General features: G+C 44.4%; 15 protein-coding genes. 8 read left to right on the top strand and 7 right to left on the bottom strand.

Annotated elements, in window-relative coordinates; all coding sequences use genetic code 11:
* Window positions 1-1,824: 1,824 nt before the first annotated feature.
* Window positions 1,825-2,109, top strand: a complete 285-nt coding sequence (locus B5X60_RS00185) for a hypothetical protein (protein WP_079700557.1) — start codon at window positions 1,825-1,827, stop codon at window positions 2,107-2,109.
* Between the two features lie 203 nt (window positions 2,110-2,312).
* Window positions 2,313-2,738 carry a lipocalin-like domain-containing protein gene (locus tag B5X60_RS00180; RefSeq protein WP_079700556.1) on the top strand — a complete coding sequence of 142 codons (426 nt, stop codon included), beginning with the start codon at window positions 2,313-2,315 and terminating at the stop codon, window positions 2,736-2,738.
* A gap of 208 nt (window positions 2,739-2,946) precedes the next feature.
* Here the strand turns inward: B5X60_RS00180 and B5X60_RS00175 are convergent, their stop codons facing one another.
* The 4 genes from B5X60_RS00175 to B5X60_RS00160 form a co-directional block, all read right to left on the bottom strand.
* Entirely contained in the window at window positions 2,947-4,377 is a 1,431-nt protein-coding gene (locus B5X60_RS00175) for a TolC family protein (RefSeq protein WP_079702249.1), read from the bottom strand.
* Window positions 4,370-7,570: an efflux RND transporter permease subunit gene (locus B5X60_RS00170; protein ID WP_079700555.1), complete on the bottom strand. Its 3,201-nt coding sequence runs from the start codon at window positions 7,568-7,570 to the stop codon at window positions 4,370-4,372. Before B5X60_RS00170 ends, B5X60_RS00175 begins: the two co-directional genes overlap by 8 nt.
* 23 nt (window positions 7,571-7,593) lie before the next feature.
* Entirely contained in the window at window positions 7,594-8,673 is a 1,080-nt protein-coding gene (locus B5X60_RS00165; protein ID WP_079700554.1) for an efflux RND transporter periplasmic adaptor subunit, read from the bottom strand.
* 103 nt (window positions 8,674-8,776) lie between these two features.
* Complete coding sequence (locus tag B5X60_RS00160; RefSeq protein WP_079700553.1) at window positions 8,777-9,193, bottom strand: hypothetical protein; 417 nt, start codon at window positions 9,191-9,193, stop codon at window positions 8,777-8,779.
* 218 nt (window positions 9,194-9,411) lie between these two features.
* Here B5X60_RS00160 and B5X60_RS00155 point away from each other — a divergent pair, with 218 nt between their 5' ends.
* A complete protein-coding gene (locus tag B5X60_RS00155; RefSeq protein WP_079700552.1) occupies window positions 9,412-10,182 on the top strand; it encodes a helix-turn-helix domain-containing protein in 771 nt (256 codons plus the stop codon).
* A gap of 69 nt (window positions 10,183-10,251) precedes the next feature.
* Window positions 10,252-10,644: a DUF1398 domain-containing protein gene (locus tag B5X60_RS00150; RefSeq protein WP_079700551.1), complete on the top strand. Its 393-nt coding sequence runs from the start codon at window positions 10,252-10,254 to the stop codon at window positions 10,642-10,644.
* A 125-nt stretch (window positions 10,645-10,769) separates the two neighbouring features.
* Here B5X60_RS00150 and B5X60_RS00145 read toward each other — a convergent pair whose 3' ends face one another.
* Window positions 10,770-11,351: a hypothetical protein gene (locus tag B5X60_RS00145; protein ID WP_139377333.1), complete on the bottom strand. Its 582-nt coding sequence runs from the start codon at window positions 11,349-11,351 to the stop codon at window positions 10,770-10,772.
* A gap of 80 nt (window positions 11,352-11,431) precedes the next feature.
* Here B5X60_RS00145 and B5X60_RS00140 point away from each other — a divergent pair, with 80 nt between their 5' ends.
* Both B5X60_RS00140 and B5X60_RS00135 read left to right on the top strand, forming a co-directional pair.
* Entirely contained in the window at window positions 11,432-12,265 is an 834-nt protein-coding gene (locus B5X60_RS00140; protein WP_079700549.1) for a glutaminyl-peptide cyclotransferase, read from the top strand.
* A 4-nt stretch (window positions 12,266-12,269) separates the two neighbouring features.
* Window positions 12,270-12,755: a hypothetical protein gene (locus tag B5X60_RS00135; protein ID WP_079700548.1), complete on the top strand. Its 486-nt coding sequence runs from the start codon at window positions 12,270-12,272 to the stop codon at window positions 12,753-12,755.
* Window positions 12,756-12,863: 108 nt separating this feature from the next.
* Here B5X60_RS00135 and B5X60_RS00130 read toward each other — a convergent pair whose 3' ends face one another.
* Window positions 12,864-13,067: a hypothetical protein gene (locus tag B5X60_RS00130; RefSeq protein WP_079700547.1), complete on the bottom strand. Its 204-nt coding sequence runs from the start codon at window positions 13,065-13,067 to the stop codon at window positions 12,864-12,866.
* A 14-nt stretch (window positions 13,068-13,081) separates the two neighbouring features.
* Window positions 13,082-13,285 (bottom strand): DUF5808 domain-containing protein, encoded by a 204-nt coding sequence (locus tag B5X60_RS00125; RefSeq protein ID WP_079700546.1) that lies wholly within the window; start codon window positions 13,283-13,285, stop codon window positions 13,082-13,084.
* A gap of 130 nt (window positions 13,286-13,415) precedes the next feature.
* Between B5X60_RS00125 and B5X60_RS00120 the strand changes: the two genes are divergently transcribed.
* Complete coding sequence (locus B5X60_RS00120) at window positions 13,416-13,769, top strand: hypothetical protein (RefSeq protein ID WP_079700545.1); 354 nt, start codon at window positions 13,416-13,418, stop codon at window positions 13,767-13,769.
* 100 nt (window positions 13,770-13,869) lie between these two features.
* On the top strand, window positions 13,870-14,490 hold the full coding sequence (locus B5X60_RS00115; protein ID WP_079700544.1) for a hypothetical protein: 621 nt from the start codon (window positions 13,870-13,872) through the stop codon (window positions 14,488-14,490).
* Window positions 14,491-14,501 lie beyond the last annotated feature (11 nt).

Genomic DNA, 14,501 nt, shown 5'->3' with positions numbered 1-14,501 from the left:
TAATGCTACGGCGGGCGAAGCAACTCTCCACTCTCAACTTAATAAAGATGGCTCGTCGTACCTCCTCGCCATGACGACCACCTACCCTTAAAAAAGGCGCGATGACTCGCAGCTCCGCCTGCTCCTCATCGCGCCGTGATCCCCCATTCCTAACCCATCCCCACTTAGCGACATAGGTACGCTTTGTGGAAGTCTTGATTCTTGATACTTGGCTCTTAAATAATACTTTTAGCAGAGTCTTCATACTTACCGCCTATTTCGCGTTCAGTGTACAATCCGCCGGGTCGGACCTCACTATACTTGCGGCATCATTGGGGAATTGAACCCAATAACTGTAATGCACCAGCCTTTTTGAGTGGACAGTTGACAGTGGACAATTGACAGTGTCACACTGGACGGATAAGATGCTCTGTCCGCATCCAGATAACAGCTTCTAAGCCGTAAATTCCGCTCTAATCGATCTTTTATTTCATACTTAATTATGCAGGTCTTTCTTTGCCGTTTGAAGAGGTAATCAGTAATCGGTAATCAGTAATCGGTCTGGGCGGAGAGCCATGCGCTCATACCCTTTCCCGAAAACCCGCGTCAAGCCCGGGAAGATTTCCTAATAGTACGTGGCCACATACTCCAGGAGCCCTCCTCAGACTTCTGACCTCCGCTTCCTACTTCATACTTCCTACTTCGTTCCTCATGCTTCATTCTTCCTTTCCCATACGCAATCATTTAAATGGTTTATATTTAATACTCATACCGGTACAATTTCTCTTAGCAGGCCCATCCTATGGTTATCCTAAGTTATCTCACGTTCATTCCTGCTTTATGCTACGTTCATCTTACACTCCTCCCCAAAAAAACCTTCCAACTCCGACTTTAGACCTCCGACTTCAGACCTCAATTCCTCCCCGCCAAAACCCGCAACCGCCTCAATCATTTCCACCCAAACCCGCACATACCCGCACTATTTCCCGCCTTCTTATCTAAGGGTGATCTCAGTGCTTAGACAGTGTGATCTCAGTACTAAAACAGGGTGAAGCCCTAAACATCAAAATGGAGTCAATTTGAGATGAAAGCTGCAGGTTTCTGCATTGCATCCCAATCCCATCCCCAGCTCTGCAACTTACTTCAGTTTTCCCGTTCAGGTTTCACCTTTCACCTTCTTTCCTCCATCCAGTTTCTTCTATTTTTCATCATACCACCTGCTTCTAATCCAACATTCCTCCTAGATCTACCTGCCACGTTCTGCCCTCCGACTTCAGACTTCCTATTTCATTCACTTAGCATTCACCTGCGTTCGCCTCCCCCATTTAGCTCCATCCCCGATCCGTTTTCTTGCCTCATTCCCCGACCAGTTATCCGTCCTACTTTAGTTTTCAATTTTCCTTTCCTCTTTCACCTCTCAATGCTCCACCCGATAGCTATCGGGTCTCCACTCGCCCCTCATCCAGGCTTCTTCCCTTAATTATTTCCCACCTCGCTGACTTTCAACTTTCAACTTTCAACCCGATAGCTATCGAATCTCCACCCGCCATTCATCCTATCTTCCCCGTCCAAATTCAATCCCTCCAACCGTCAACTGTCAACCCTCAACCGTCAACTCACTTCCACTTTCTCCTTTCTATAATTTACTAAAATTCCCCCTCTTTTTCACATAAAATGCACTTTTACGATATTTTCAATGCCGGTTAACTCGCAATTATGAAATTTATAATGCCGGCACTTCGCGAATTATGAATTTCGCAAGGCCGGTACTTGACGAATTATGAAATTCGTAATGGAGAATTCTGTTTATTTCGAGATTTTTAAGAAAAAAGGTGAAAATTCTGCGTGAATTTCAATTTTCGGTGGGAAAGTTTAACAATTTACCATTCTGACTATGCGGCCTCTCACTGCTCAAAACTTGAAGCCCTCAGGGAGGGTCTGACTAAGTCTAAATCGCTTGTTCCTAAAAATCATGAAATCTCGATCATCTACCTGATGGCATTTATCGGGGGACGGCATATATTTTATTCAGCTGCCCACAATTTTGCAAAAGGTGCATTAGGTGTCGGGAAGGCCCTACTTTGGCCAGCCGTGCTGATCTATAAGGCTCCAGAATTTCTAAAAATGTAAGAACGTCTAGTACCTATATCCAGTGCCTGTCACCTTAGCGCCTGTGCATTAAGCTCATAGCCAATAGCTGATGGCTGACAGCTCATCGCCCATAGCTCATTGCTCAACTATAGTTTCCATTTTTGTAACGTTTTCACGGAAAGACTCGTTTTGCCTATAAGGTTGCGAGCTTTCAACCACTCACAACAAAAAACCTGAACCAGATGAAAACTGCAAGAAATTTCCTACCCAAAACTTTAGCGGGTTTATTGGTCCTGCTATCGGTGCTAATTTTCTCCGCTTCCTGCGATAAGTCAGATATGCTGCAAGAAACCAACCTTGAAGGTAAATGGAAGCTCACTGGATCTTATATTTCTATCGGCGGGCCCCAGGAATTTCGACTGGCTAAAGGAAGTAAGGACTATATCGAGTTTAAAAAAAATGGTGAGTTTGAGGGCGACGTCTTTAGTGAATATGTGAGCTATACAATCAAAGACAGCATCACCGTGCAGCTTATGAAAAGGGATAAGACCATTCAGAATTACATTTATAAAATAAAAGAGGGAGAACTCACGATGGGTCCTGCTGGTCCGATCTATTGCATCGAGGGCTGCAGCACAGTTTTTGTAAAAGTAAGATCTGGCTCGTAAGGTTAGTGCTTAAAGCCCTTTTCATCTTCCGAAAACGGGAAAAGCAACCTATGCTAGATTCTGCATGAGTTAACTACGCAACTGGCCCGACGTATTCTACCCGGCATTTTAAAGGAACTTCCGGCTTCATGCGTCCTACCTCCTCCTGCACCCAAACAAAAAAGGCCACACATTTCTGCATGACCTTTTCAACACTTAATCAAACAAATCAATTCCACCCTCCGCCTAAGGCCCGGTAAACGTTAACCATCGCTTTCATCTGCTGCATCTTCGTTTCCGTCAGGTCGAACTTCGACTCCAGCGCATCCCTCTGGGTCATCAGCACCTCCATATAATCGGCTCTGGCAGATCTGAACAAGCTATTTGAAATATCGATAGACTGAGTCAGTGCCTCAACTTCCTTCATTTTCAGGTTATAGCTTTCTTCCAGGTTGTTTATCCTGGACATTTCATTCATAACCTCAATGTTTGCGTTGAGGATTGTCTTTTCATAATTGTAAACAGCCTGTACCTGCTGCGCAGAGGCACCATAATACATCGCATTAATTGCGTTCTTATTGATCAATGGCGCGGTGACATCCCCGGCCAGGGAATAAAACAAAGACTCGGGTTTAAACAGGTAAGCAGGACTAAAAGCCCGTAAGCCCAGCCCGCTTGAAATTCCTAAAGATGGGTAGAACGCTGCGCGGGCAACCTGCACGTCGAGTCTGGCTGCTTTAAGCTGTAATTCCGCTTGCCGAATGTCGGGACGATTAGTAAGCAGCTGTACCGGCAAACCTGTCTTGATGCCTCGTGGCAACAAATCCTCCAGCGACTGCTGCACTCGTTGCACTGGCTGCGGAAACCTCCCGACAAGGAAATTAATCCTGTTTTCAGTTTCAGTTATCTTTTGCTGGATATCATACTGTAAACCCTGAGTGTGGAGCACCTGTGCCTGAAACCGGCGTACAGCAAGCTCGTTTACGCGGGCCGACTCCTTTTGAATTTTAACAATCTCCAGGGCATTACTCTGCAGTTTCATATTCTGCTGGATAATAGCTAATTGATTATCCAGAACGAGCAGCTCATAATAGGAACTGGCAATTTCCGCAATGAGGTTAGTCACTAAGAAGTTCTTACCTTCTACACTGGCAAGGTAGCGGTTAACGGCCGACTGCCGTGCATTACGCAGTTTATGCCAGACATCTACTTCCCAGGAAGCGACTAAACCACCCATCAGGTCCGGCAATGGCTCAGGTATTTCCTTGCCCGGTTCCATTTCAGTGGTAGCTTCCATGGCACCAATATTTGTATAGCGTGGCACCTTTTCCACCCCAGCCCCTGCCCGTACTCCAACCGACGGAAGATACTCACCCTTTCGGGCCCGTATTTCATTCCGGGCAATTTCAATTTCCTGCATGGTGATATTCAGCTCCTGGTTCTTTTGCAGGGCAGTATCAATAAGAGCGCTCAGGTACGGATCGTTAAAGAACTGCTTCCATCTGGTGTTAACGGAATTAAGTGTATCCCGGGAGCTGTTATAAGTTACCGGCATTGAAGTATTCGCATCTTTCTGCACCAGGGCTGGCACACTGCAACCTATAAAGGCCAGGGTGACATAAGCAATCCCCAGCCTGTAAAATATTCTTTCTTTATACATGATTTTCACTTTCTTCTAGGTCAGGGAAACTATCATCGGCGTAAACAAACCCTTCGGTTAATGGCTTTTCATGCTCATCTCTGATCATATGGCGTCCGTCGGCTAAACTGCCGAAGATGAAGTACAACCCGGGAACGATGATCACTCCGAAAACAGTTCCAAATAACATACCCCCAAGGGCCGAAGCCCCGATGGTGCGGTTCCCGATGGCTCCTGCCCCGCTTGCAACTATCAACGGTAGTAAACCGGCAATAAATGCAAATGAGGTCATGAGAATAGGCCTGAACCTAACCTTGGCACCTTCAATTGCGGCATCGAGCAGGGTGGCACCCTGCTGTCTTTTCTGGACGGCAAACTCAACAATCAGTACGGCATTTTTTCCAAGTAGTCCAATCAGCATGATCAAACCGACCTGGGCATAAATGTTGTTTTCGAGTCCCATCAGCTTTAGCAGGAGAAACGACCCAAATACGCCCACAGGCAGGGAAAGGATTACGGCCATAGGAATGATGAAACTTTCGTACTGCGCTGCCAGCACAAAGTAGACGAACAGCAACACGATGAGGAAAACGTAAAGAGATTCATTTCCCCGAATGGATTCATCATAGGATAATCCTTCCCAGGCAATATCGTAACCCTTCGGCAAAGTTGTTTTGGCAACCTCCTGTATCGACTGTATGGCATCTGCCGTGGTATAGCCTTTAGCTGGCAGACCCTGGATCGCTGCCGAATTGTACAGGTTGAACCGGGTTACCTCATTAGGCCCTTGTGTTTTCTTCAGCGACATGAACGCAGAATAGGGCACCATTTCGCCATGGTCATTTTTTACGTACAATTTCAGGATATCAGATGGAAGCCTCCGATATTTTGGGTCGGACTGTACATACACCTTGAAGAATTGATTGAACTTGATAAAACCCTGCTCATAGGTACTGCCGATCAGGATATTCAGATTTTCCATTGCCTTGCCTATAGAAACTCCCTTCTGCATTGCCAGTTCGTTATCAATAACAAGTTCATATTGCGGATAATTGGCAGCAAAGAAGGTAAACAAACCAGTCAGTTCTTTACGCTTGCTCAGGTTATCCATAAACTCATTGTTGATCTTATCGAATTCATGGTAGTCGGTATCCGAATTCTTATCCAGCAGACGCATAGAGAAACCGCCGGAGGATCCAAACCCGGGGATAGCCGGGGGCTCAAAGAATTCGACAACGGCACCCAGGCCTTTGGACTTCTCTTCGAGTTCCTCCATAATCTCTTTAACGGTATGTTCGCGGTCCGACCAACTTTTAAGGTTAATCAGACAGGTACCGGCATTTGATCCGCGACCTTCGGTCATGATTTCGTAGCCGGCCAGCGACGAGACAGATTCTACCCCATCGATCTCTTCACAGATCTTCTGCAATCGCTGGGAAACCTGGTTGGTTCGTTCGAGCGTCGATCCCGGCGGAGTCTGAATGATCGCATAAATGGTGCCCTGGTCTTCATTTGGAATAAAGCCCGATGGCAGGATCTGGTTTTCAACGAATATTCCTGCGCAGAAAGCCAGAAGAATGGCCCAGGTGATCCACCTGCGGCTAACCATCGACCGCAGTAAGCCCACGTATCGTCCGGTAACCCGTTCGAACCAGTTGTTAAAGCCATCAAGTGATCGGGACAGCAGGTTTTTCTTCCTGGGTTTCCCGTGATTATTCTTGAGCAGCATAGCGCACAAGACCGGGGTCAGTGTTAGGGCTACTATTGCCGAAATAACGATTGAACTGGCCATGGTAATGGAGAACTGCCGGTAAAATATTCCCACGGGTCCTGACATGAATAGCAGGGGAATGAAAACGGCAGTCATAACCAGGGTGATGGCGATAATAGCACCTCCAATCTCCCGCAGCACTTCTACAGTTGCCCTGTATGGAGAAAGCTTATTCTCTTCCATTTTGGCGTGCACGGCTTCAACCACCACTATCGCATTGTCAACCACAATTCCGATAGCTAATACCAAGGCAAATAAAGTGATCAGGTTGATCGACAGCCCAAAATACTGGATCACGAAAAATGACCCGATCAGCGACACGGGCACGGCGAGGATAGGTATCAAGGTAGAACGCCAATCGCCAAGAAAGATAAATACCACGATAGCAACCAGGATAAAGGCATCCCTCAGGGTATGAAGAACCTGCTCGATCGAGGCGTCAAGGAACTGGGATACATCATAACTGATCTTATAATCTACTCCCGGCGGGAACGAGGCTTTCATATCATCGAGCTTTGACTTTACTTCAGCAATTACATCACTTGCATTACTTCCGTAATTCTGTTTGAGCACGATAGCAGCTGAGGGCTGGCCGTCCAGATTGGAATAGATGTCAAAGAACTCGCTTCCCAGTTCAACCGTGCCGATATCCTTCAGATGTATACTTTCACCTTCTGCATTGGCACGCACAATGATATTTTCATATTCTTCAGGCTTATTGTACCGCCCTTTGTAGGTGAGCACATACTCCAGCGACTGAGCTGCAATACCCGAGCTTTGGCCCAACCTTCCCGGCCGGCCAATAATACTCTGCTCGGCAAGCGACTCCATGACTTCCTCCACGGAAATCTTATATGCCCGCATACGATCAGGATTTAACCAGACCCGCATGGCATATCTGCGGCTTCCCAGGATCTGGGCCCTGGCAACACCTTTGATCCGCTGGATCTCGGGGATCATTTTCACCGTGGCATAATTGAAAAGAAATTTCTCGTCGATGCTCTTATCTTTTGAATAGAGGTTGACGTACATCAGCATACTTGGCTGAATGGGTGTGATAATAACACCTTCACGCTGTACCAGCTCTGGCAGCAGCGGCATGACCTGGTCTACCCTGGTTTTTACCCGGATCACCGCATCATTTGGATCGGTACCGGGTTCAAAGATGATTCTCAGTGTTGCCTCTCCGGCACTGGTTGCATCTGTGGCGATATAGCGCATTCCCTCCACTCCGTTTATTGCAGTTTCAAGGGTAATCAGTGTGGAATTCACCAACACATCCGCACTTGAGCCCGGGTAAGCAATAAATATATTGACCGTGGTGGGTGCAATTTCCGGGAACTGGGAAATGGGCAGCTTCTTGATAGCAAGCCCCCCCACAAAGATCATTACGACCGATAAGACGATAGCAAATACCGGTCTGTGTATAAATTTACTAAACATGTCTTCTGATTTTTAAGAGGTGATTACTCAGCATATAAATCTAACTGAGACATGACTGTAGCCGGTTTCAGATACTTGTAGTGGATCTTTTCGTTCTCTTTAACCAGCCTCAAACCTTCCAGAAGAATTTGATCGCTTTGATTTAAACCGTCCTTCACAACATAAATATGCGGAAGCTCGGCAGCGACAGTAATTTCTCTCGATTTCAGCTTGCCGCTCTTATCAACCACGTAAACGTACTTCTTGTCCAGGACTTCAAACGTGGCCTTTTGAGGTATTAGTAATGCATTGGAAATTGGGATATCCATCAGTACATTCCCTGTCTCTCCATGTCTTAACAGCCCGTCGGGGTTTGGAAATGTAGCCCGGAATGCAATGTTTCCGGTTTCGTTATTGAAATCGGCTTCTATGGTTTTAACTACACCAGCATGTGGAAATAGCTTATTATTTGCCATCTGCAGCCTCACCCTCGACATATTATGGCCTGACTGATTGCTTTTATAGTCCAGGTATTCAGCCTCCGGGACGTTAAAATATACCCACATCTCACTGTTATCTGATAGGGTTGTAAGCAGATCGCCTTCATCCAGCAAGCTTCCCAGTCGCACCTGGAAATGATCCATAATACCGTTGAAAGGTGCGCGGATCTGGGTAAAGCCTAAATGCACCTGTGCCATTGACACTTCGGCCCGGGCTTTATCTAATTTTGCCTTTGCCATCGCCAGCTCATTAGCAGCAACGATCTTATGGTCAGCAAGATTTTTGGTATTCCGGTATTCGATCTGGGCGAACTCTGCTTCAGCCTGAGCTTTGCGAAGTTCAGCCTGGTACATAGCGGGTTTAATCTGGAACATCAGCTGCCCTTTATGTATCGTCTGACCTTCGTCTACGAAGATCTTCTGCAGATAACCTCTCTCCAGAGCTCTTACTTCAATGTGACTTACTGCACGGATCTGACTGACATATTCTTTCGTGATCAGGGTGTCTTTCACCAAAGGAGTACTGACCAGGAATTCAGTCTCTTCCTCTTTTTCAACTTTTTTAGTTTCACAGCTTTGGCACAAAATGCCGCACAGCATTAGAACTATGAAAATTCTATTCATATAAATTTAGTATTGGGAAATAATTAGAAGTGTAGATTAATACACGGGCACATCATTTAAGTGTCGATGCGCTAAACGGACATTTGATAAGAGAACGGGAATGTCAGATCCGAAAGACTCGTAACAGGAGGTAAACTTTGTTTGATAAACTACCCGGATAATCCTTGAATGGGGCAAATACACCGCTATGGATAGTTGCAGAAGGCAGAAATACAAATGCAAAGGCGGAGGCTAAAGAGGTATACTTCGTCACGCCCTTTTTTGAAAGGTGATCCTCTTCTACCTCATTTTCGTCAGCAACAAAACGATCCGATCGCCGTTCACTTCCCGCCAGAGGCAGACGGGTAAAGACGGTCCGCACTTGTTCAAAACTGCGAAGTCCACTATGAACAGATACCTTAATAGATTCTGCAGAGGGATTATTGGAGCCTGGCTTTTGCACAAACGCCGAGCCGAGGCCAGTCGCGCTGAAGAAAAAAACAAACAGTATTAGGAAATACTTAATAAAACCCCGAGTCATTCAGCGGCAAAAATATGTTTAGGAAATGAGAATATCAATGGCGCTCGAGTAAATATTCTAGTGACATTGTCGACTTGGTATACTCTTACACAAACCAGCTTACCAATTCTCCGGTCTACAACAGAGTCTGCTGCATAAACCGCCGATTTCCATCCTCCCCGGATAATATTTCATCGAATTAAATATCCTCCGTACTTTTATGACAGTCGTTCCAAAGTATGCGTTTTACAACTATTCAGGCCCAGGCATCCTTGCAGAATGAAGTGGAGAGCTTCATTATTGTGGAGAATGAAACTGAATTGCCGTACAACGTATTACCCGATACGGCTTTAGTATTAGGGTTTCAATACAAAGGCCGGCTCTCCCTGATCAGCGATAATAAAAGTATTCCCTTATCCGCATCCGGGATCACTGGCCTGCAAAACAAGGTTAGGGTATTCAGGAATCTGGAACCGAGCGGATCCGTTTTGGTCCGTTTTAAGCCAGGTGGTGCCGCAGCACTTTTTGCTTTACCCATCCATGAACTCTTCGAGCAAAGTATTCCGCTCGACGCCATAATTAGTCCTCATCAGATCCGCATCGTGGAAGAACAGATTAGTGAAGTTCAGACCGACCGAGAGCGCATCAGTATTATTGAAAATTTCCTCCTATCCATAAAACGTAAGTTTGATACCGACTCATTGGTTAGCGCGGCAATACAATGTATAAATGAATCAGCGGGCAATATCCGAATAGGTGATCTTGCAAAACTTCTGAATTCAAGTTCAAGTCCATTAGAAAAGCGATTCAGAAGTGTGGTCGGGTGTTCCCCGAAAAAATATGCGTCAATTGTTCGGTTCAGGAGAGTAATGACGGACGATCACAAGGGACTCTTACCATCCGAACGGGCCTATGAAGCAGGGTACTTCGATCAGGCACACTTTATCAAAGACTTCAAACGCTTCACCGGACAAACACCGGAACATTTCTTTTCTTCGCGATCCTTTTAAACGGATTTTTACAATGCCCGGCGCAGATCGTTCGCGTTCTTTGTATCAAACTATTTAAAAGACCATTACATGTTTACACTTCAGCAGATTCAAGAGGCGCATTCCAAAGTTAAAAGCGGCGCAGATTTTCCCCGGTATATCCAGGATATTAAAGCACTTGGCGTTTTCACCTATACTACTTTTGTCTCCGACGGTCATGCGGAATATAATGGAGCTCCCGATTCTAAAGTCGCATCCGAACCCAAATATTCGGCCTTACCCATAGCCGACACATCAAACAAGAAAGCACTCGAACATGCTTTATCCATTCACCAGCAGGGCCAGACAGACTACCTCACCTTCTGCCAACAAGCCGCCGCAGCCGGTGTAGAAAAATGGGTTGTGGATATATCTCAAATGACTTGCACCTATTTCGACCAGGATGGCAGGGAGATGGTTAAAGAGTTGATTCCTGACAACTAAGCAAACTTATTATAATCCGGAAAAAGCGATTTATATTCAACACAATGATCCTTATCCAGTTTGTGATCATTATAAATCAGCTAGGTTGGGCGTAAACCTTCAGATCCCTGGCAAAAGGCATTTACCTAGAAGCTGGTATCTGCAGATAAGGCAATGTGATAAATACAATCCTCTGCAAGCAGAGTATCTTTGTGGTACCGCTGTTCCTGTTCTATTATCTTATCCCATGTAAGAGAATGTATAACCGTAAGCCCCTGGTCGGTTCTTTGTTCCCTTATTTGAACAAGAACAGTTTTATCTCTACAAAGGGTGAATGCGGCTAAATTTCTTTCTCCAATTGAGTCAGCAAAGTTGTTCAAATCTTCCCTCAAATGATCTGGGAAAGCTGTGAATTGATGGTTTTTATAAACACGCCTGAATTGCATGCAATCGCGATATACATGTATTCCCTCAGCCGGGAAATCTACCTTTAGTATAGAATCTGCAGAACCTTTTCCAACTGCAACCAAACTGTCCACGTAATTAAATATCGTATCCGCATTTAATTCTAGAAAAGATCGGAACTCCTGGTATTTAGGCAGCCGTGAAATCACTTCATTATCAAATGATGCATTATTAAACATTGTTTGCTTATCTTCCTCAGTTACTGTTAAAGCACAGGCACTTAGAAGTATCATCAGGGATATGCCTAAAATCTTCTCTTTCACATCAACAAGTTAATGGATATAATCAAGCTTGCATAACCTAGATTTAAACTAATCAACTAATATTGAAGCGTCTTGGCCTTATGAAGTCACAAAGAACCTTTTTAAATCTTATTGCAGGATTTCCTATCGCTGTCTTGATTTTTGCTTGCAACGGAACTAGCGATAATAAAGCCGAGACCACTGCTACTACCAACGCGACTCCTACAATAAATTACACTTACATCAAATCCCATCCCCATGATACAACAGCATTCACAGAAGGTTTTGTCATACACTTTGGAAAACTTTATGAAAGTACTGGTGCAAGCCCCGACCTTCCTCAAACAAGATCATTATTTGGAACTGTTGACCTTAAAACAGGGGAAATCGACACGAAAGTGGAATTAGACAAGCATAAATATTTTGGTGAAGGAATTGCCTTTTTGAACGGCCAGGTTTTCCAACTCACTTATAAAACCAAGATAGGCTTCGTTTATGATGCGTTAACCTTTAAGAAGGTCAAAGAATTTACTTTCCCGAGTGAGGAAGGCTGGGGTTTAACAACGGATGGAACGAACCTTATTATGAGTGATGGGACATCGCAGTTAACGTATCTAGCTCCCATTAATCTGCAAATGATTAAGAGGGTTTCAGTTGTTGAAGATGGATATGCGAAGAATAACTTAAATGAATTGGAGTACATTAAAGGTTTCATTTACGCTAACATTTGGTTGACAAATACGATTGTCAAAATAGACCCCACAACTGGTAAAGTTGTTGGGAAACTTGATCTGGGTTCATTAGCACACGACGCGAAGAATTTATATTCGGGCTCGTTAGAGATGAATGGTATAGCTTATGATTCTCTTGCGAACAAGGTTTTTGTGACGGGGAAGTTATGGCCGAAGATATTTGAATTGCAACTCAATCAATAAATATATGCTTGGCATCCTCCACTATCGTTTACCCGTCATATCTGATTTCCGACCTCCGACTTCAGATCTCAAATCTGTTTTCAAATTGTTGTCGGCATTTTACTTTTTAACTTTAATAGGTTCTTGCGGAAGACCTGATTGTAAAAACACTAATCCGGTTTTCAATGCCCATGCTCCACAAACAAAAGTGTACAAGGGCGAGCTAGCAAAACAGTTGAAACTCGTTGATAAATCAAAATTATCGTACTGGGTGGCTTTGTATCAAGAGAATGACCATCGGAAATACATTCACGCCTATATCCAGGGGGATGGCTTATGTGCAGTAATCGTTTTCACGATAAAAGACTCCCAACAGGGAATTGAAGGAATATTAAGAACGAAAGGGAAAAGTTACGGTAATGCGAGACTTACAAACGTGAAGTTCGATGTCGTTCAAGACAACTCAAATACTGAGTTTGTATTTAAGTCACTCGATTCAATAATAGATTGATCACCGAGTATGTTCCCTTGGTTTAAGAGTTAACTCAAGCGCTCTTTAACCAATGATGAAAACGAATACTCTGTCCGGTAAATTAGTACACCCTCTCCTATTTTCGTCCTAAATAAACCGACTTCCACACGAAACCCGATTCAAAGCCGAAACCACAAACACAACCCCCAATAACAAAACCACCAGCCCCCCAATCTTAATATACCCCTCCCAGTCACTCCGTTCAGAAACAACCCTTGGTTTCCAAAGCATTAATAATCCAATACCCAATATGAACAATGCCTTTATTAATCCAGGATCTATGGCAGCCATTATCTTTCTTTAAATTATTTAATAAGCAGAACCGGGATCAAAACCACAAGCGTCGGAAACAAGATCAGGAACAGCATCAGGTACCAAGACTTCCTGTGGGCGAAATTAAGATCCCAGCCGATACCGAATTGTTTGTCAACAAAAATCGAGGGGTCGTCGGGATTGTAATAAAACAATCGCCATTTGTAATGCTTCCAGTTTCGCTTCGGCCGGTCCATAGATAAATTTAAGAATATTTGTCATTCTTCAGCTCCTATCTTCTTAACTTGGTAACTAACAAGCTATCTTGTACGTAAATCCGTTAGGGTCAATTAATCTCTCTGCTTCCAGTGACCATAAATCATACTAATGAAATACCTTCTAATTTTATTTATCGCCCTTTCCCTTACCGGCTGTGAAAGAGAAGAATGCTGCCTCGAACCCGACTCCCGGAATTTCAAGATAGAAGCTACCGGCCAGAAATTCGATTTGAAAGTTACCAGACGCATCACCGGTACCTCAAATGAAATTGAGTTTCAAAACCTCACCAACCTGAGTGATCCCTTTTCATATAATTTCACTCCAGAGATCGGCAAGACCTACAAGATATATCTCTCAGGTGCTGGCCTCACTTCCTGGAAAGTAATCTATAGAGGGAAAGTGCTGGCGAGCCTGGCAAGTCCGGGTACTGGTGTGGTGCAGGATTTTGAGATTAAAGATTGAGGCGCATAGAGCAGATCCCCAACATTGGTTTAAAGGTTCGGCAAAGCGCTTAATTTTTAACTTCGGTGTGAAGTTCTTTTGAACGTGGCATCTATTAGATATGAAGGCTATAATTACACTTCTGCTCCTAATCATAAGCGCTGGTTTGCTGCATGCTCAAAGCCATTCGATAACTGACATGCATAAATTCATGCAGATGAATGCGGATACTACCATAATAGTGAGTTATTCATCAAACTGGCTGTCGTCTCACCGGTATTTGTTACTTAGTAAAAAAGGAGACACTCTTACCTGCTATCAGTATAAACCTGTCGACGACATATCAACATTATCGAGGGTAAAAGTACCGTCAGCGATTAGGTCAAATGTGTTTTACAAAAGATTATTTGGGCCGGTAAATGTTCACGGGGAATTTCATCTTGTAGTTCTTGATGAAGAAGTTATACGCTTAGTCTGGAGCCGGGTAGGGCAATTCAGTCTATGGACTCTGAAGGACGATTCTGTGGATGGTCAACATTGTCCAGCTCTTCCACCAAGCACAGGGGTTATCGATAATAGAATTTTTGACAGCAGCACCCTTCATTTAGACCTAATTACCAGAGATTCTATCAAGTCTTTGGCGTTTTATGATCCTGCCCATTATGAAAAGGTTTGCCCTTCCCGACCTGGGCGAGTAACTATGCTGGAGATTGAGGAATTGTTCCTAAGACATTTTAGATAAGATTAATGCTG

This window comes from Daejeonella lutea, assembly GCF_900168015.1.
Lineage (GTDB): Bacteria > Bacteroidota > Bacteroidia > Sphingobacteriales > Sphingobacteriaceae > Daejeonella > Daejeonella lutea.
The sequence above is the reverse complement of the archived record's forward strand: the minus strand, read 5'-3'. Positions and strand labels throughout refer to the sequence as shown.

Coding starts and splice junctions, on each gene's coding strand:
- B5X60_RS00120 (WP_079700545.1), top strand. CDS start 13,416: ATGAAATACCTTCTAATTTTATTTATCGCCCTTTCCCTTACCGGCTGT.
- B5X60_RS00130 (WP_079700547.1), bottom strand. CDS start 13,067: ATGGCTGCCATAGATCCTGGATTAATAAAGGCATTGTTCATATTGGGT.
- B5X60_RS00140 (WP_079700549.1), top strand. CDS start 11,432: ATGAAGTCACAAAGAACCTTTTTAAATCTTATTGCAGGATTTCCTATC.
- B5X60_RS00135 (WP_079700548.1), top strand. CDS start 12,270: ATGCTTGGCATCCTCCACTATCGTTTACCCGTCATATCTGATTTCCGA.
- B5X60_RS00160 (WP_079700553.1), bottom strand. CDS start 9,193: ATGACTCGGGGTTTTATTAAGTATTTCCTAATACTGTTTGTTTTTTTC.
- B5X60_RS00180 (WP_079700556.1), top strand. CDS start 2,313: ATGAAAACTGCAAGAAATTTCCTACCCAAAACTTTAGCGGGTTTATTG.
- B5X60_RS00150 (WP_079700551.1), top strand. CDS start 10,252: ATGTTTACACTTCAGCAGATTCAAGAGGCGCATTCCAAAGTTAAAAGC.
- B5X60_RS00115 (WP_079700544.1), top strand. CDS start 13,870: ATGAAGGCTATAATTACACTTCTGCTCCTAATCATAAGCGCTGGTTTG.
- B5X60_RS00170 (WP_079700555.1), bottom strand. CDS start 7,570: ATGTTTAGTAAATTTATACACAGACCGGTATTTGCTATCGTCTTATCG.
- B5X60_RS00155 (WP_079700552.1), top strand. CDS start 9,412: ATGCGTTTTACAACTATTCAGGCCCAGGCATCCTTGCAGAATGAAGTG.
- B5X60_RS00165 (WP_079700554.1), bottom strand. CDS start 8,673: ATGAATAGAATTTTCATAGTTCTAATGCTGTGCGGCATTTTGTGCCAA.
- B5X60_RS00125 (WP_079700546.1), bottom strand. CDS start 13,285: ATGGACCGGCCGAAGCGAAACTGGAAGCATTACAAATGGCGATTGTTT.
- B5X60_RS00175 (WP_079702249.1), bottom strand. CDS start 4,377: ATGTATAAAGAAAGAATATTTTACAGGCTGGGGATTGCTTATGTCACC.